Here is a 17,976-nt window from a genome sequence, read left to right as displayed (position 1 = left end):
CCATGTGGGCAAATACACTCAGCCGTAAGTCTCCGGTTTCTGCGCGTCAGCCGAACACGTCAGCGTGCAAAGCGAAAGAAGTCAAGAGCGCTGAACAACCAGCGGCGATTCCTGCGTCGTGGGAACTGAGTGAGAAACAGCGTAGCTTTATCGAATCTTTCATGGATCCGAAGTCGAAATAACGCAGTCTGCGTTCTGTTCTTTATATAGATGTTCGTCCCTCATTTTACCGGATTATCCGGTGGGCATTTTAAAAGCCCGTCTCTTTAACACTCAGCATTAAAAAAAACGGTGTCATCAGTACAACGCTGAAGACGGTGGACTTTTTTTGCCCGGAATCCGGGAGGGAGTGACTCAATGAATACAACAACTTTTTCATGGTTTAGCGTTTATGCCTTTTCATTTGCATTTTGGGCAGCTGCCGTGTGGGCAATGATGTAATTCAATAACTCAAATTATTCGTCCCGTTATTCATGCCCTGACAATCGTCGGGGCATTTTTCTTTGGGCATTTATGTGTCATTTCGTGTTGTTATCAAATCGTTAACGACAATGTGGTCTATCTTTAACCTAAACCTTGCGGTTTTTGAGGTTTAAAGAAAGGCCCATTAAAGGAGGAGTTATGTCGTTAACCTTACGCGAGCACAGCCAGGATACGCTGGACGTTCGGGCAGAAAAATATCATTACTACAGCCTGCCAAAAGCCGCCCAGCAACTGGGCAATATTGATCGCTTACCCAAATCGATGAAAGTCCTGCTGGAAAATCTGCTGCGCTGGCAGGATGGCGATTCTGTGACTGCGGAAGATATTCAGGCGCTGGTGGACTGGCAGAAAGATGCTCATGCCGATCGGGAGATTGCCTATCGCCCGGCACGTGTACTGATGCAGGACTTTACCGGTGTACCGGCGGTGGTTGATTTAGCCGCCATGCGCGAAGCGGTAAAGCGCCTTGGAGGCGATGTTGCCAAAGTGAACCCGCTTTCCCCTGTCGACCTTGTCATTGACCATTCTGTTACGGTTGACCACTTCGGCGACGATGAAGCCTTCGAAGAGAATGTGCGCCTCGAAATGGAGCGTAACCACGAGCGCTACGTGTTTCTACGTTGGGGACAAAAAGCGTTCAACCGTTTCCGCGTGGTGCCGCCTGGCACTGGGATTTGCCATCAGGTCAATCTGGAGTATCTGGGCAAATCGGTCTGGCATGAAACCCAGGACGGCAAAGAAGTGGCCTACCCCGATACGCTGGTGGGTACCGACTCCCATACTACAATGATAAACGCGCTTGGCGTGCTTGGTTGGGGCGTGGGCGGTATCGAAGCAGAAGCCGCTATGTTAGGCCAACCGGTATCCATGCTGATCCCCGATGTTGTCGGCTTCAAACTGACCGGAAAACTTCGCCCGGGCATAACCGCCACTGACCTGGTATTGACCGTCACGCAGATGCTGCGCAAACACGGCGTGGTGGGGAAATTTGTTGAGTTTTACGGTGATGGATTAGCTGATTTGCCGCTCGCCGACCGCGCGACCATTGCCAATATGGCGCCAGAATATGGTGCAACCTGTGGTTTCTTCCCGATTGATGAAGTCACCCTGAGTTATATGGCGCTCACCGGCCGTGAGCCTGAACAGGTGGCATTGGTCGAGGCGTATGCGAAACAGCAGGGCATGTGGCGTCACCCTGGTGATGAACCGGTGTTCACCAGCACGCTGGCGCTGGATATGGCCGAAGTGGAATCGAGCCTCGCCGGACCTAAACGCCCACAAGATCGTGTATCGCTGGGTGATGTTCCCGCCGCATTCGACGCCAGCAATGAACTGGAAGTGAATCATGCGCAGAAAGCGCACAAGACGGTCAGCTATCGCGACAGTGAAACCGGCGAAAGTTATCAACTTGATGACGGCGCGGTGGTGATTTCTGCGATTACGTCCTGTACCAATACCTCCAATCCCAGCGTATTAATGGCTGCAGGCCTTTTAGCGAAAAACGCCGTTGAGCGTGGCTTAATGCGCAAACCCTGGGTTAAGGCCTCACTGGCTCCAGGCTCAAAAGTGGTGTCAGATTATCTCGCCGTGGCGCAGCTCACGCCGTATCTGGACGAACTGGGCTTCAACCTGGTGGGATATGGCTGTACTACCTGCATCGGTAACTCTGGTCCGTTACCGGATGTAATTGAAAGTGCCATCAAAGAAGGGGATCTGACGGTCGGTGCAGTGTTGTCGGGTAACCGCAATTTTGAGGGACGTATTCATCCACTGGTGAAAACCAACTGGCTGGCCTCTCCACCGCTGGTGGTTGCCTATGCGCTGGCCGGTAACATGAAACTGAATCTGCAGCGTGACCCCATTGGTCAGGATCATCAGGGCAAAGACGTATTCCTCAAGGATATCTGGCCCTCTCCGGAGGAAATTGCCGCTGCGGTGCAGAAAGTGACCAGTGACATGTTCCACAAGGAGTACGCGGAAGTGTTTGATGGCACGCCAGAGTGGCAACAGATCAAAGTCAGTGAAGCCGCGACTTATGACTGGGATGAAGGGTCCACCTATATTCGTCTGTCACCGTTCTTTGATGATATGGAGGAAACGCCGAAACCGGTTCAGGATATCAAGGGGGCGCGTATTCTGGCGATGCTGGGTGATTCAGTCACCACTGACCACATTTCCCCGGCGGGGAATATCAAAGCGGAAAGTCCCGCAGGGCGCTATTTGTTGTCGCATGGGGTAGAGCGTACCGACTTTAACTCCTACGGTTCACGTCGTGGTAACCATGAAGTGATGATGCGCGGTACGTTCGCCAATATCCGTATTCGCAATGAAATGGTGCCTGGCGTTGAAGGGGGCTATACCAAACACTTCCCGAGCAATGAGCAACTGGCTATCTATGATGCGGCGATGAAGTATCAGGAAGAGGGCGTGCCCTTGGCGGTCATCGCCGGGAAAGAATACGGATCCGGCTCAAGTCGTGACTGGGCCGCGAAAGGGCCTCGTTTACAAGGTGTTCGCGTGGTTATCTCCGAATCGTTTGAACGTATACATCGCTCTAACCTGATTGGTATGGGCATTCTGCCGCTGGAGTTTCCGGCAGGGGTGACGCGCAAAACCTTGGGGTTGACCGGTGAGGAGTTTATTGATGTGGCCGACCTTGCCCAGCTTAAACCTGGTTGTACGGTGAAAGTGACGCTGACGCGTGCCGATGGCACCAAGGAAACCCTCGAAACACGCTGCCGAATCGATACCGGTAATGAACTGACTTATTACCAAAACGATGGCATTTTGCACTACGTGATTCGTAACATGCTTAACTAAAAGAAAGCCGGGATATTTCCCGGCTTTTCCTTTCTGCTTTAAGACTTAGGCAGCAAATGCCCCATTTTTTCCGCTTTTGTATCCAGATAGTGCGCGTTCTTAGGGTTACGCCCTACCACCAGAGGTACGCGCTCAACAATGTTGATGCCTGCTTCGCTGAGGATTTCGACTTTACGCGGGTTATTGGTCAGCAGACGGACCTCATTCACGCCAAGAAGTTTGAACATATCCGCACACAGCGTGAAATCACGCTCATCCGCTGCAAAGCCCAGTTGATGGTTAGCTTCCACTGTATCGTAGCCTTTATCCTGCAGGGCATAGGCGCGAATTTTGTTCAGCAAACCAATGTTACGACCTTCCTGGCGGTGATATAACAGCACACCACGACCTTCTTCAGCGATGGCGTTCAGCGCGGCTTCAAGCTGAAAACCGCAGTCGCAGCGCAGGCTGAACAGCGCATCGCCAGTCAGACACTCAGAGTGGACGCGCGCCAGCACCGGATTGTGATCGCTAACATCACCGTAAACCAGCGCGACATGATCCTGGCCGGTTGCCAGTTCTTCAAAACCAACCATCAGGAAATCTCCCCATGGCGTGGGCAGTTTGGCTTCTGCTACCCGTTTAAGCTGCATGTGACTCTCCAGAACCTTCAGAGGATGCGCTATCATCATGATAACGCACGGGCCCGATTGGCCCGACAAAACTGACAATATTGTGCCACAACATGAACTTTAGCCGTTAATCAGTCAGAGTGATTGTAGTGATAAAGCACAATTATCCAAGCTGCAACGGGTATGTTATTCTTTTTTCAGCTAAAGTTATGCACGGCCTGCTAAATCAGGCGGATCGAAAAGGAACAGGATGTTAAAAATCGCTCAACGAACCACCCTTGGAATGTTGCTGTTATTGATCATGCCGCTTGGCGTCTGGCTATCCGGCTGGAAGTGGCAGCCCGGTGAAAGTGGGCTGTTTTTGCGCGTATTATTTTGGGTAACAGAAACGGTTACGAGCCCGTGGGGCACGCTGACCAGTCTCATCCTCAGTGCCTGGGCATTATGGTGCCTGCGCTTTCGGCTTAAACCCGCCATCCTGTTAATACTGATCATGAATGGTGCCATTCTTGCCGGTCAGTACACGAAATCCTTTATCAAGGAACAGGTGCAGGAGCCGCGCCCCTATGTGGTGTGGCTGGAAAAAAGCCACGGCATTAATGAAGCAGAATTTTACCAGCTCAATCGACAGGGCCGCAGCCAGATGGTTTCGAACTTGTTGGCAAATGACACCCAATTGCCGCAATGGCTAAAGCAGCACTGGGCGTTTGAAACCGGGTTTGCGTTTCCCTCTGGACACACCATGTTTGCCGCCAGTTGGTCGTTGATGGTGATTGGCTTGCTGTGGCCACGTCGTTACAGAGTCACCGTGGTGGTGGTGTTTGCCTGGGCAACCCTGGTGATGGGCAGCCGTTTGCTGTTGGGGATGCACTGGCCGCGCGATCTTGTGGTGGCCACTATCATCTCTTGGTTGTTGGTGACACTGGCCACCTGGCTGGCACAGCGCTTCTGTGGACCACTCACGTTACCGCACGAAGAGCAGCAAGAGATCGCGCAACGTGATGATGTATTGTAATTTCTGATCGCGCCCCCATATGATCGATCAACCTTACAGAAAATGCGCTAACTGATGCGCGGATAAGCAGCATCAGCGCCGCTTTTTTGGCATACTTCTAACGGATAACCTCTCGACAGGACGCAATGTGAAATATTTGCTGATTTTTCTCGTGGTATTGGTCATTTTTATCATCTCCGTCACCCTCGGAGCGCACAATGATCAAATCGTCACCTTTAATTATCTGCTGGCGCAGGGCGAATTCCGCATCTCCACTTTACTGGCTTGCCTGTTTGGCGCTGGATTCCTGCTCGGATGGGCTATTTGCGGTCTTTTCTGGTTACGGATTCGTGTGTCTCTGGCCAATGCGCAGCGCAAGCTGAAACGTATGCAGGCACAGATCGAACAATCAACGGCTGTGACAACCTCTTCTACTGCTGGTCGTCGGGATTAAGTTTCGATGCTTGAATTGCTGTTTTTGCTTCTTCCTGTTGCTGCGGCGTATGGCTGGTACATGGGCCGCCGCAGTGCCTATCAGGATAAGCAACAGGAAGCTAACCGCCTGTCGCGTGAATACGTTGCTGGCGTCAACTTCCTGCTATCTAACCAACAGGACAAAGCCGTAGACCTCTTTCTGGATATGTTAAAAGAGGATAGCGGTACCGTCGAAGCACACCTGACGCTCGGTAACCTGTTCCGCTCACGCGGAGAAGTTGACCGCGCAATTCGCATTCACCAGTCCTTAATGGAAAGCGCATCACTCAGCTATGAACAACGTTTATTAGCGATTCAGCAACTGGGCCGTGATTACATGGCGGCAGGGCTGTACGACCGCGCTGAAGACATGTTCGGCCAGTTGATTGATGAAACGGATTTCCGTATCGGTGCGTTGCAACAGTTGTTGCTGATTCATCAGGCCACCAGTGACTGGCAGAAAGCGATTGAAGTCGCCGAAAGACTGGTGAAGCTCGGCAAAGATAAGCAGAAGGGCGAAATCGCCCACTTTTACTGTGAGCTTGCACTCCAGGCGATGAGCAGCGATGACCTTGATCGCGCCATGAACTTGCTGAAGAAGGGTGAATCCGCCGATCATCAAAGTGCCCGCGTTTCCATCATGATGGGGCGCATCTTTATGGAAAAGGGCGAGTATGCAAAAGCCGTAGTGCATCTGGAGCGCGTGCTGGAGCAGGATAAGGAATTGGTGAGCGAAACCTTACCGATGCTGGAGACCTGCTACCAACGTCTGAATCAGCCAGAAGGCTGGGCACATTTTCTGCAACGCTGTGTTGAAGAGAATACCGGCGCCGCTGCGGAGCTATATGCAGCGGATATCCTGGAACAGCAGCAGGGCCCGGAAGCGGCACAGCTATATATCAATCGTCAGTTGCAACGCCATCCCACCATGCGTGTGTTCCATCGTTTAATGGACTTCCACCTGCATGAAGCAGAGGACGGGCGTGCTAAAGAGAGCCTGATGGTGCTGCGCGACATGGTAGGTGAGCAAATTCGTACTAAGCCGCGCTATCGCTGCCAGAAGTGCGGCTTCACCGCGCATGCGCTTTACTGGCACTGCCCATCATGCCGTGCGTGGTCTTCGGTGAAACCGATCCGCGGGCTCGACGGCCAGTAATGGCCGCGCTTTATTGACTTGTTTAAGCGCGATGTAGTTACAACATACTACAAACTCAAGACTGCCAATTACAACTTAGACATTGTGCCCATTTCCGTTAATCAACGTCTAATCTTCGCCGTGCGATTGTCCTGTCCGGTGTGCGCGGGTAGAATGCTTGCCGTTTGTCCATCGCGCCTGCGGGTGCCCGCTTCTGAGGAAACGTTATGCCTGTTACCCCTTCACCGATTCTGGTGGCACTCGACTATCATGATCTCAACAGTGCACTGCAATTTGTTGACCGCATCGACCCGAGCCAGTGCCGTTTGAAAGTGGGCAAAGAGATGTTCACGCTGTTTGGTCCTTCGCTGGTCAAAACATTGCAGGAACGTGGATTCGACGTTTTTCTCGACTTAAAGTTTCATGACATCCCGAATACTACGGCGCATGCCGTGGCAGCCGCAGCCGATCTCGGGGTATGGATGGTGAACGTCCACGCCAGCGGTGGGGCGCGCATGATGAATGCCGCACGCGAGGCCTTGGTGCCATTTGGTAAAGATGCGCCGTTACTGATTGCCGTCACCGTACTAACGAGCATGGATGCAGAGGATCTTAAAGGGCTCGGCATTACGCTTTCACCGGCAGAACAGGCAGAGCGCCTGGCGCGTTTGACCCGCGATTGCGGCCTGCATGGTGTGGTCTGCTCCGCGCAGGAAGCTGCACACTTCAAGCAAGTGATTGGCCAGGATTTCGCGCTGGTAACGCCGGGTATTCGTCCTGAAGGCAGCGATGCGGGCGATCAACGACGTATCATGACGCCGCAACAGGCTAAGCAGGCGGGTGTGGATTATATGGTGATTGGACGTCCGATCACCCAATCCAACGATCCCGCCGCCACACTGCACGCGATCCTGCAAAGTTTACAGGAGGCCTAATGGCTGACGATAACCGCCTGGTTTACTCCACGGAAACCGGGAGAATCACGCTAGAAGAAGCAAAGGCACCGCGTCCAAAAGGGGATGGTATCGTGCGCATTCAGCGCCAGACCAGCGGCCGCAAGGGTAAAGGCGTGTGCCTGATCACCGGTATCGATCTCGACGATGACGCCTTGAACAAACTGGCCGCAGAGTTGAAGAAAAAATGCGGCTGTGGCGGCGCATTAAAAGATGGCGTGATCGAGATTCAAGGGGATAAACGTGATTTGCTCAAAACCCTGCTCGAAGCCAAAGGCATGAAAGTCAAATTAGCCGGTGGCTAAGATAAGAGCGGGCCACATTGGATGTGGCCCGTGATTAAGTAGATGCGCTGCGTAGCCTGAAGCATTCTTTTTTATTTAGAAACCTGATGGCCGATGATGCCGCCCACGGCTGCGCCACCTACGGTTCCTAATGCACTGCCGTTGGTCAGTACCGAACCACCAATGGCGCCAGCACCAGCACCAATCGCGGTGTTACGGTCGCGTTTAGACCAATTTGAACAACCGCTCAATCCGATGACCAACGTGGTCGCCAGTACAGCTGCGGTGAAACGTTTCATTGTTATTGTCATGACTTTCTCCTTTGTTGTTTGCACAGAGGCAACCTCATAAGTATAGATGTTGCGCAACAAAGCACTTCATCCTGCAGTGTCAAATGGTCTTAATCCTGGAGCCCTGAGCCACACTTTTGTCTGCTCAGCGACTTTCCGCTGCTTTTACAGCGATCCGCTCCATAACATTTTCTCTGGTCGATCAGCACAATTTAGCGATTACCGTTCGCAGGAGAAAAATCATGCTGGAATCCCTCAAGCAGCAGGTGCTGGAAGCCAATCTCGATTTACCACGTTATAACCTCGTCACCTTTACCTGGGGCAACGTCAGCGCGGTAGACCGCGAGCGAGGGCTACTGGTGATCAAGCCATCGGGCGTGAAGTACGAAAACATGAAGCAAGAGGATATGGTTGTTATCGACTTAGAGAGCGGAAAAGTGGTGGAAGGGGCACTGCGTCCCTCATCCGATACTGCCACCCATCGTGCACTCTATCTTGCCTGGCCACAGATTGGGGGGATTGTTCATACCCATTCGCGGCATGCCACCATCTGGGCTCAGGCTGGGCGCGATATCATTGCGCTGGGCACTACCCATGCAGATGACTTTTACGGCACCATTCCCTGTACGCGTGCGATGAAGCGTGAGGAGATTCAGCAAGAGTATGAGTGGAACACCGGGCAAGTGATCATTGAGACATTTGCGCAGCGTCGTATCCAGCCTCAGGATGTCCCTGCCGCGTTGATCAATTCACACGGTCCTTTTGCGTGGGGTAAAGACGCGCATGCGGCGGTGCACAGTGCGGTCGTGCTAGAAGAAGTCGCCTATATGGCGATGCACACAGAGCGATTACGTGAGGAAATCTCGCCCATATCGCAAAACTTGCTAGACCTGCACTATTTGCGTAAGCACGGTAAAAACGCATGGTACGGGCAGGAGTAACCTTCATTACCTCTTTAAGGCGCCTGTGGGCGCCTTAATTTTTTCCCTGCTTAAACTAGTATGGCGATGCGCGTCATAAAATAAAATGATCATTCATTAAAAATAAAACAACGTTTCATAAATAGACTTGCGATCACTTTTTTCTCCCTGGCCAAAGGTTATGTTGCCTGCCATGCCATCCGGCAAATCATAACGCACCTCCTTCTGGCTCAGTTAAGGTGACACAATTATGCATATCAAACGTGCAATCGATAAAATTCCAGGCGGCATGATGCTGATTCCGCTGTTTCTGGGCGCACTTTGCCACACGTTTTCCCCTGGCGCAGGTAAGTATTTGGGATCTTTTTCCAACGGATTAATGACCGGCACGGTACCGATTTTGGCGGTGTGGTTCTTCTGTATGGGTGCGTCAATCAAACTCAGTGCCACCGGCACAGTACTGCGCAAATCAGGCACTCTTGTGTTGACTAAAATCGCGGTGGCGTGGGTCGTGGCTGCGATTGCTTCGCGTGTTATGCCTGAAAACGGGGTCGAAGTCGGTATGTTTGCCGGATTGTCGACGCTGGCGCTGGTCGCAGCGATGGATATGACCAACGGCGGGTTGTATGCCTCTATCATGCAGCAATACGGTTCAAAGGAGGAGGCGGGGGCCTTTGTGCTGATGTCACTGGAATCGGGCCCGTTGATGACCATGGTGATTCTGGGCACAGCGGGAATCGCATCCTTTGAGCCTCATGTCTTCGTCGGCGCGGTATTGCCCTTCCTGGTGGGCTTTGCACTGGGTAATCTCGACCCAGAATTACGCGAGTTCTTTGGCAAAGCCGTACACACACTGATTCCCTTCTTTGCCTTTGCGCTAGGCAATACCATTGATCTGGCGGTCATCGCGCAAACCGGCCTGCTCGGCGTGTTACTGGGCGTTGCGGTTATCATTGTGACGGGCATCCCGCTGATTCTGGCTGACCGACTTATTGGCGGAGGCGATGGTACGGCGGGCATTGCGGCGTCGAGTACCGCAGGCGCAGCGGTGGCAACTCCGGTACTCATCGCCGAGATGCTACCGCAGTTTAAACCGGTCGCGCCAGCTGCCACTGCACTGGTGGCCACATCGGTTATCGTGACTTCTGTATTAGTGCCGATCATCACCGCCGTCTATTCACGACGCGTTAAGCAATCTCATGTTGCCGTCGGGCAGCGTGCCGCCATCAAGTAAGCATACTAATCTTTCCCCGGCCCCTCGGTCGGGGATATCTCTGGATTTTACTTTATAAATCAATCTCTCATTTGGTCTGGCCTCACTCTGGATTACGCTGATGTGGCGTTTAACGCATCACATAACTAGAGGATGAGACTATGACAGTAATTAACCAACCAACTTGCAGATTGTTTACCGAAGTCGGACAAACCACCCAACTGGCGGCCTACTATGAAGAGGGGCGACACACCATGTGGATGATGCTGCGTGCGCAACCGCGCCCCAGTTTCAACCACGAATTAATTGAGGAGATCATGAACCTGAGCTATGCCGCCCAGCGTTCTGGCCTGCCCATTGATTTCTGGGTAACGGGCTCATTAGTGCCACAGATGTTCAATGCCGGGGGAGATTTGCGTTTCTTTGTGGAGTGCATTCGTAATAACCGTCGTGAAGCGCTCAGGGCTTATGCACGTGCCTGTGTGGATTGCATCCATTCAGCCGCGCGTGGGTTTGATACGGGCGCGGTGACGCTGGCGATGATCGAAGGCAGCGCGTTAGGTGGTGGTTTTGAAGCCGCACTGGCGCATCACTTCATTCTGGCGCAGAACAGCGCAAGAATGGGCTTCCCAGAGATTGCTTTCAACCTGTTCCCAGGCATGGGCGGGTATTCATTAGTGGCGCGTCGTTCTGGCATGAAGCTGGCCGAAGAGCTGATATGTGAAGGGGAATCGCACAGTGCAGAGTGGTACGAAACGCGAGGTCTGGTGGATAAAGTGTTCCAGCCAGGCGACGCATACCGCACTACGCGCACCTTTATCGATACCTTACGTCCGAAACTCAATGGTGTACGTGCGATGCTGAAAGCGCGTCAGCGCGTGCTGCAACTCTCGCGAGCGGAGTTAATGGATATCACGGAAGATTGGGTGGATTATGCTTTTACACTGGAGCCAAAAGACATTGCTTACATGGAACGACTGGTACAGCTACAGAACCGTCATAGCGCATCCCTGCGCAAAGCCGGATAACCAAGACCAGCGTTAAACGCGGGCAGGATGCTTAGCCAGCCAATGCCCGAGCTGTTCTGCGGGCATTGGTTTTGCATAATAATAGCCCTGACGTCCATCGACACCGTTGGTTAACACGAACTTTTCTTCGGCTTTAGTTTCAATACCTTCAGCGATCACCTGCAGCTCAAGGGCTTTAGCCACAGCAACAATGGCGCGTACCAGCGACTGCGCAACCGGCTGTTTATTGATGTTCCGCACAAAGCTTTGATCAAGCTTAATCGCATCAATGGGTACGCGAGCCAGCTGTGAAAGCGAGGAGTAGCCAGTACCAAAATCATCGAGATGAACCTGAGCACCCAGCTCCTGAAACTGTTTCATCAACGACAGCGCGCCCGCTTCATTTTCGATCAGGCAGCTTTCGGTCAATTCGATATCAATCGGACAATCGTTGAGGCCCGCCTCACTCAAAGCCTGCTTCAAATCGCTGTAAATACTTTGATCAATCAGTTGCTTAGCTGAAACATTAACCGCAACTCTTAAGTAGATGCCTTCACTGCGCCACTGAATGATTTGTTGCAACACGTTAAGCATCACCCAGCGGCCAAGTGGCACAATCAGGCCGGACTCTTCGGCATAGGAGATGAAATCTCCAGGCGGCACCAAACCGCGTTCAGGCGAGTTCCAGCGCACCAGCGCTTCAGCGCTGCGCACTTCGCCATCGCGGTCCAGTTTAGGCTGGTAGTAAACCACCAAATGCTCCAGCTCCAGCGCTTTACGCAGGTTGGTATCAAGCCATAAATACTCGAAAACACGCTGGTTCATCTCGTTGGCGAACACGCAGAACTTGCCGCGACCATTCTCTTTCGCGTGATACATCGCGGTATCGGCGTTGCGAATCAGGCTTTCGCGATCTTCGCCATGCAAAGGGGCGAGGGCGATACCAATTGAGCAGCCGCTGTAGACCTCAATCAGGCCGACGCGGAACGGCTGGCGCAGGCGCTCAAGAATGCGCGATGCCATCGCTTCCAGCGCCGCCTGGCTGGTGTGTTCGGCCAGCACCACAAACTCATCACCGCCCAGGCGCGCGAGAGTCTGATCTTTGCCAAGGCAGCTCAGAATGGCTAACGACACGGCCTGCAGGAGCTGGTCGCCAAACATATGGCCGTAAGCGTCGTTAACCTTCTTAAAATTGTCTAAATCGAGGTAAACCACGCCGGTTTGACTGCCGTTAGCCAGTTCCAGTGCCAGACTTATCTGTTGATGGATGGCATTACGGTTCGGCAAACCGGTCACGGTATCGGTATTGGCGAGCACGCGCAGGCGTTCCTGGGCACGTCGCTCTTCTGTGATGTCGGTTCCAGAACAGATGAGGAAAATTTCATTTTTCCCGCTACCACTGTGAACGAACTTATTACGAAACAGAAACAGTCGTTGACCCTTTTTGGTTTTAATCCAGCGTTCTACTTCGTAAGAATTACCATCGCGGAAGAAGCCGGCGATGTTACGACGCGAAGCCTGTGCTTCCTGCTTAGTCATAAATAGCTGAAACACGTTGCGGCCGATCACTTCCTGCTCTTTCAGACCGGTATACTCTTCGCTTAAGCGGTTGAAACGCTGGATATTACCGCGTTGATCAAGGATCACAATTACCGAGTTAGCTTCAGAAACCACTTGCTCAGCGAAAGATAAGCCCAGCGTTAAATCACGGGCCACGGAAGAGGTGTCTCCCCAGGCGGAAGAGGTGCCGGCCCAGGTGGATTGATTCACTTTGCGCCCCACAAAGTGCATTGGCACGGGCGATCCATGCAAAGAGAGCGTGAGGTTGATACTGGAGGTGATAACCGTCATCGCGCGTAACAGGCTTGCCTGTGCAGGCGTCAGGGCAATCGCCAGATTGGTGCGCGCGTTCTCGTCTTCGGCAAAATGCAGAGCATCGCTATCTGAAGTTAAACGCCAATGAGGGCTGGTTGTGCCAAACAAGGTGTATAGCAGCGTTTGCCCTTGTTCATCGGTCATGGAAACTTCCTCCGGGGAAATGCTCAGCGGTCGGTATCTCATTATTTTAGCAACAGTATTCAACCTCCAGCATCAGCACAAGATGCAAACCAAATATATTTTTGTTTTCACTAAAGAATGGCACGAAAAAGCCCCGAAAATCGGGGCTCAGATTTGTCAGCAAGGACACTTGCCCAGCTTGCCAGCCTGGCTGGGAAAACGCGCCTCAAGGCAATAGCGATGGAAGGCGCGTTCATCCATTGGCGTCTGCCCAGGATGATGTTGGCGCATATGCTTCAGATAAGTTTGATAGTCATGAACGCCAACCATTAAGCGAAAACTTTGTTGTAGTCCCTGCCAGATCCGTTGCCAGCGATTAAGAGTTTGCCCAGCCGTCTCGGTTGCGATCGGTAAGCAGTGCTTGATATGCCAGACACCGACCGGTTTTCTCCAGCGAAAAATGGACTCAGACATTTCGCACCTCTTTACGCAGTGAGATTTCAGATTCGTGGGTGGTAGGCAGGTGGCTGCGCAACGCCCGGCGGATGACAAAGAAGGCGGCAATTAGCATGGTGACGGCCACCAGCATAAAGAACCCGCACAGGGCCGCGTTAATCTGATTACTAAACACGATGGTTTGCATGTCGGCCACGGTTTTTGCCGGCGCGATGATCACACCTTCATCAATGCCCTTACGGAACTTGTTGGCTTGGGCAAGGAAACCAATGGACGGCTTCTCATGGAAGATCTTCTGCCAGCCTGCCGTCATTGAGGTCACAAACAGCCACGCGGTTGGCAGAATCGTCACCCACGCGTAACGCTGTTTCTTCATTTTGAACAGCACCACTGTACCCAGAATCAATGCCATCGAGGCCAGCATCTGGTTGCCAATGCCAAACAGTGGCCACAGCGTGTTGATGCCGCCCAGCGGATCGACCACACCCTGATAAACAAAGAAACCCCAGCCCGCCACGGCAACGGTGGTGCCCGCCATATTACCCAGCCAGGAGCGGTTGTTAGCCATAGAAGGCACCACGGTACCCACCAGATCCTGCACCATAAAGCGGCAGGCACGCGTGCCGGCATCCACCGCCGTCAGGATAAACAGCGCCTCAAACAGGATGGCGAAGTGATACCAGAAGGCCATCATCACGCGGCTGTTAAAAACTTCGGTGATGATGTGCGCCATGCCTACGGCAAAGGTGGGTGCGCCACCTGCACGGGACAACACGGTGGATTCCCCAACATCACGGGCAATACCACTCAGCATTTCAGGTGTCACCACAAAGCCCCAGCCGTTAATCACCTGAGAAGCACTCTCCACGGTGGTGCCAATCAGCGCGGCAGGGGCGTTCATGGCGAAGTAAACGCCTGGATCGAGCACTGAGGCGCAAATCAACGCCATAATGGCTACGAACGACTCCATCAGCATCGCGCCATAGCCGATAAAACGGATATGACTTTCGCGTTCCACCAGTTTCGGTGTCGTGCCGCTGGAGACCAGCGCATGGAAGCCGGAGATGGCTCCACAGGCGATGGTGATAAACAGGAACGGGAACAGCGCGCCAGAGAACACCGGGCCGCTGCCATCAATAAATTTGGTTACCGCCGGCATTTTCAGTTCTGGCATGGCAAACAAAATGCCCACAGCCAGACCAATGATCACGCCGATTTTCAGGAAGGTCGAGAGGTAGTCACGCGGTGCCAGCAGCAGCCACACCGGCAGGGAAGAGGCGACGAAGCCGTAGATCACCAGCACCCACGTCAGTTCGGTCCCTTTCAGGGTGAACAGCGGTCCCCAGTAGGGATCGGCCGCCACATCACCACCGTAAATGATCGCTGCCATCATCAGCACAAAGCCAATGATCGAGACTTCAGCGATTTTGCCAGGGCGCAGATAACGCATATAGACGCCCATAAACAGGGCAATCGGAATGGTTGCTGCGATGGTAAACAGTCCCCATGGGCTGTTGGCCAGCGCTTTCACCACCACCAGCGCCAGCGCGGACAGGATGATAATCATCACGCCGAGCGCCCCCAGCATGGTGACTACACCAGCAAAAGATCCCAGTTCCTGACGCGCCATTTCACCTAATGAACGGCCATCACGGCGGGTAGAGATAAACAGAATCAGGAAGTCTTGCACCGCACCGGCCAGCATCACACCGACCAGAATCCAGATTGTGCCAGGCAAGAACCCCATTTGCGCCGCGAGGATCGGGCCAACCAGCGGGCCAGCACCGGCGATCGCCGCGAAGTGGTGACCAAACAGCACCCATTTGTTGGTGGGCACATAGTCGAGGCCGTCATTCAGGCGCTCCGCAGGGGTGCGGCGACGGTCATCCAGTTCGAAAATACGTTCAGCAATAAACAGGCTGTAAAAGCGATAGGCAATGCTGTAGCAGGCCACGGAGGCAATAACCAGCCAGACGGCATTGACGTGCTCGCCGCGGCTGAGTGCCAGCATGGCAAACGCACCAGCACCAATTAACGCCACCGCTAACCAGATCAATCCGGTTTTGACGTTGTTCATGTGTTAACTCCTTGTAGGGACCGGGAAAATAAGCGATCGGATACAACAAGTTAAAAGTAATGTAATGAATTGTTAACGAAAGGTAGTCGAATCAGAAGTGTGAAGCGGGAGGCAAATTTAACTTCAGATAAAACGGAGGAAGGAAAATGCGGGATAGCAGATGTTATCCCGCCAGCATTGCTGTAATTCGAATTATTTTGGGTTTAGGCAGCTGGACGCGCCACGACACTGCGGGTTTCCATACGCACTTCGGCGATGGTCACATCGATAATGTCGGTCACGCGGTAGGCCACTTCGCCTTTGATCTGCACGGTGCCACTCTCTTGCGAGCACACCAGCTCATCACGCACCGCGTGAATGAACGGGGCAGGGATAAAGGCAACGGCACCATTTTCCAGCAGACGCACACGCATGCCACCACGAGAAACGTCGATAATCTCCGCGCTGAACTTGCGGTCAGTGCCAGCAGACGGCGCAAGGAAACGCGCATACAGCCAGTCACCGACATCACGCTCAGCCATGCGGTTCAGACGACGACGCTCACTCATAATGGTGGTGACGTCATCGTTAGGACGCGCAATGCTCTCGCCACGTACGATAGCTTTTAGCAGGCGATGGTTGATCATGTCGCCGTACTTACGAATTGGCGAAGTCCAGGTCGCGTAGGCTTCGAGGCCAAGGCCAAAGTGTGGGCCCGGCTCGGTGCCGACTTCGGCAAAGCTCTGGAAACGACGGATACGGCTGTCGAGGTATTGCGTTGGCTGTGCATCCAGTTCACGGCGCAGCTGGCGGAAACCGTCCAGCGTAGTGATCGCCTGAGGGTCAACGGTAATACCGTGACCGGCCAACACGCCAGCGGCTTGCTCGGCATTCGCCAGGTCAAAACCGGTGTGCAGGTTGTAAATACCGAAGCCCAACTTCTCTTGCAGCGTTTTTGCTGCACAGACGTTAGCCAGAATCATCGCCTCTTCTACAATGCGGTTAGCGATGCGACGTGGCTCAGAGATGATATCCAGCACTTCGCCTTTCTCACCCAGCACGAAGCGGTAGTCAGGGCGATCTTTGAACACCAGCGCATGGGTTTGACGCCACTCGCTGCGGGCCAGGCACACACGATGCAGCAGACGGATCTGCTCAGCAATGGCGTCATTTTCAGGCTGCCAGCTGCCGGTATTTTCCAGCCAGTCGGAGACTTCGTCATAAACCAGTTTGGCTTTAGATTCGATCCAGGCCGCGAAGAAGTGCACATCGTCAGCCAGGCTGCCGTCTGGCAGCACGGTGACTCGGCAGGCCAACGCTGGGCGACGCACGTCAGGACGCAGTGAACAGACATTGTCAGACAGTTCACGCGGCAGCATTGGGATGTTGAAGCCCGGCAAGTAGTTGGTAAAGGCACGCTTAGACGCGAGTTTATCCAGCTCACTGCCTTCTGCCACATAGGCAGTAGGATCGGCGATGGCGATGGTCAGTGACACGTTGCCGTCGGCGGTGGTTTCGACATACAGCGCATCATCCATATCTTCGGTGCTGGCGCTGTCGATGGTCACGAAGTTCAGTGCGGTCAGATCTTCACGCTGTAAATGTTCGTCGAGCATCTCACCGAAGGCCACTTTCGGCGCTTCGCGCTCCAGATTATGGCGCGACAGGGTGACCCACCACGGCGCAAGGTGATCGTCCGCAGTGACAATGAATTCAGTCAGTTCAGCATAAAAACCGCGATCGCCTTTCAGCGGGTGGCGACGCATTTCTGCCACAGCCCAGTCACCGTTCTGGAATTCATGCGTGACATCGCGCGCCGCGCGGCATTGAATCGCATCTTTCAACAGAGGATGGTCAGGGACAATCGACAGGCGGTCATCCTTCTTCTGGACGCGACCGACAAAGCGGGACAGGAACGGCTCGATCAGGGTTTCCGGCTCGGCACTCTCGCGATCTTTATCAGTGTGGATCACCGCTGAAATACGGTCACCGTGCATCACTTTTTTCATCTGCGGAGGAGGAATGAAGTAGCTTTTTTGGGCATCGACTTCAAGGAAGCCAAACCCTTTTTCCGTGCCTTTCACAACACCTTCGGCGCGCGGAGTTTGCGCGTGAAGCTTCTCTTTCAGCTGCGCGAGCAGCGGGTTATCCTGGAACATAATGTATTTAGTTTCGTGGCCTAAGAGCGGTGGACAGTTTTACGCGAATCAGGGGCGCGCGGCAAGGCCAAAACAGGCTAAAAAGCCGCTTTGCGCGGCTTTTTACCTTCTGATAACGCTGAT

16 protein-coding genes are annotated in these 17,976 nt (G+C 53.3%); 10 read left to right on the top strand and 6 right to left on the bottom strand.

What is annotated here, in order from left to right; genetic code table 11:
* The first annotated feature begins 2 nt into the window (after nt 1-2).
* The gene (locus ACPUC8_RS01090; protein ID WP_039334686.1) at nt 3-182 is read left to right on the top strand and encodes a YciX family protein; all 180 of its coding nucleotides are present in this window, start codon (nt 3-5) and stop codon (nt 180-182) included.
* A gap of 439 nt (nt 183-621) precedes the next feature.
* Nucleotides 622-3,303, top strand: coding sequence for an aconitate hydratase AcnA (gene acnA, locus ACPUC8_RS01085; RefSeq protein ID WP_494925462.1), 2,682 nt, complete (start codon nt 622-624; stop codon nt 3,301-3,303).
* Between the two features lie 38 nt (nt 3,304-3,341).
* On the opposite strand, the gene ribA is transcribed toward acnA, so the two are convergent.
* Entirely contained in the window at nt 3,342-3,935 is a 594-nt protein-coding gene (gene ribA, locus ACPUC8_RS01080; RefSeq protein ID WP_039334688.1) for a GTP cyclohydrolase II, read from the bottom strand.
* A gap of 229 nt (nt 3,936-4,164) precedes the next feature.
* Between ribA and pgpB the strand changes: the two genes are divergently transcribed.
* The 5 genes from pgpB to yciH all read left to right on the top strand — a co-directional run bounded on the left by pgpB (nt 4,165) and on the right by yciH (nt 7,775).
* Complete coding sequence (gene pgpB / locus ACPUC8_RS01075) at nt 4,165-4,929, top strand: phosphatidylglycerophosphatase B (RefSeq protein WP_494925461.1); 765 nt, start codon at nt 4,165-4,167, stop codon at nt 4,927-4,929.
* 127 nt (nt 4,930-5,056) lie between these two features.
* Nucleotides 5,057-5,362 (top strand): LapA family protein, encoded by a 306-nt coding sequence (locus ACPUC8_RS01070; protein WP_039334698.1) that lies wholly within the window; start codon nt 5,057-5,059, stop codon nt 5,360-5,362.
* Nucleotides 5,363-5,368: 6 nt separating this feature from the next.
* Nucleotides 5,369-6,538, top strand: a complete 1,170-nt coding sequence (gene lapB / locus ACPUC8_RS01065) for a lipopolysaccharide assembly protein LapB (RefSeq protein WP_039334702.1) — start codon at nt 5,369-5,371, stop codon at nt 6,536-6,538.
* 206 nt (nt 6,539-6,744) lie between these two features.
* Nucleotides 6,745-7,452 (top strand): orotidine-5'-phosphate decarboxylase, encoded by a 708-nt coding sequence (gene pyrF / locus ACPUC8_RS01060; RefSeq protein WP_039334704.1) that lies wholly within the window; start codon nt 6,745-6,747, stop codon nt 7,450-7,452.
* Nucleotides 7,452-7,775: a stress response translation initiation inhibitor YciH gene (gene yciH / locus ACPUC8_RS01055; protein WP_494925460.1), complete on the top strand. Its 324-nt coding sequence runs from the start codon at nt 7,452-7,454 to the stop codon at nt 7,773-7,775. The genes pyrF and yciH overlap by 1 nt, the downstream gene beginning before the upstream one ends.
* 71 nt (nt 7,776-7,846) lie before the next feature.
* Here yciH and osmB read toward each other — a convergent pair whose 3' ends face one another.
* Nucleotides 7,847-8,065 carry an osmotically-inducible lipoprotein OsmB gene (gene osmB, locus ACPUC8_RS01050; RefSeq protein WP_039334706.1) on the bottom strand — a complete coding sequence of 73 codons (219 nt, stop codon included), beginning with the start codon at nt 8,063-8,065 and terminating at the stop codon, nt 7,847-7,849.
* 221 nt (nt 8,066-8,286) lie between these two features.
* Between osmB and araD the strand changes: the two genes are divergently transcribed.
* From araD to ACPUC8_RS01035, 3 genes are all read left to right on the top strand, one after another.
* Nucleotides 8,287-8,985, top strand: a complete 699-nt coding sequence (araD, locus tag ACPUC8_RS01045) for an L-ribulose-5-phosphate 4-epimerase (RefSeq protein ID WP_039334718.1) — start codon at nt 8,287-8,289, stop codon at nt 8,983-8,985.
* A gap of 229 nt (nt 8,986-9,214) precedes the next feature.
* Nucleotides 9,215-10,198: a 2-keto-3-deoxygluconate transporter gene (gene kdgT / locus ACPUC8_RS01040; protein WP_039334721.1), complete on the top strand. Its 984-nt coding sequence runs from the start codon at nt 9,215-9,217 to the stop codon at nt 10,196-10,198.
* 140 nt (nt 10,199-10,338) lie between these two features.
* Nucleotides 10,339-11,205 (top strand): crotonase/enoyl-CoA hydratase family protein, encoded by an 867-nt coding sequence (locus ACPUC8_RS01035; RefSeq protein WP_034821448.1) that lies wholly within the window; start codon nt 10,339-10,341, stop codon nt 11,203-11,205.
* A gap of 12 nt (nt 11,206-11,217) precedes the next feature.
* Here the strand turns inward: ACPUC8_RS01035 and pdeR are convergent, their stop codons facing one another.
* The 4 genes from pdeR to ACPUC8_RS01015 all read right to left on the bottom strand — a co-directional run bounded on the left by pdeR (nt 11,218) and on the right by ACPUC8_RS01015 (nt 17,853).
* Nucleotides 11,218-13,203 (bottom strand): cyclic di-GMP phosphodiesterase, encoded by a 1,986-nt coding sequence (gene pdeR / locus ACPUC8_RS01030; RefSeq protein WP_039334729.1) that lies wholly within the window; start codon nt 13,201-13,203, stop codon nt 11,218-11,220.
* Nucleotides 13,204-13,359: 156 nt separating this feature from the next.
* Nucleotides 13,360-13,656: a YbdD/YjiX family protein gene (locus ACPUC8_RS01025; protein WP_071885739.1), complete on the bottom strand. Its 297-nt coding sequence runs from the start codon at nt 13,654-13,656 to the stop codon at nt 13,360-13,362.
* Nucleotides 13,649-15,715, bottom strand: coding sequence for a carbon starvation CstA family protein (locus ACPUC8_RS01020; protein ID WP_039334732.1), 2,067 nt, complete (start codon nt 15,713-15,715; stop codon nt 13,649-13,651). The genes ACPUC8_RS01025 and ACPUC8_RS01020 overlap by 8 nt, the downstream gene beginning before the upstream one ends.
* Nucleotides 15,716-15,918: 203 nt before the next feature.
* Nucleotides 15,919-17,853, bottom strand: a complete 1,935-nt coding sequence (locus tag ACPUC8_RS01015) for an exoribonuclease II (RefSeq protein WP_039336695.1) — start codon at nt 17,851-17,853, stop codon at nt 15,919-15,921.
* Between the last annotated feature and the right edge of the window lie 123 nt (nt 17,854-17,976).

Source organism: Pantoea sp. CFCC18177 (genome assembly GCF_059412425.1).
Note: the sequence above shows the minus strand (reverse complement) of the source record. Positions and strands in the feature narration are given on the sequence as shown.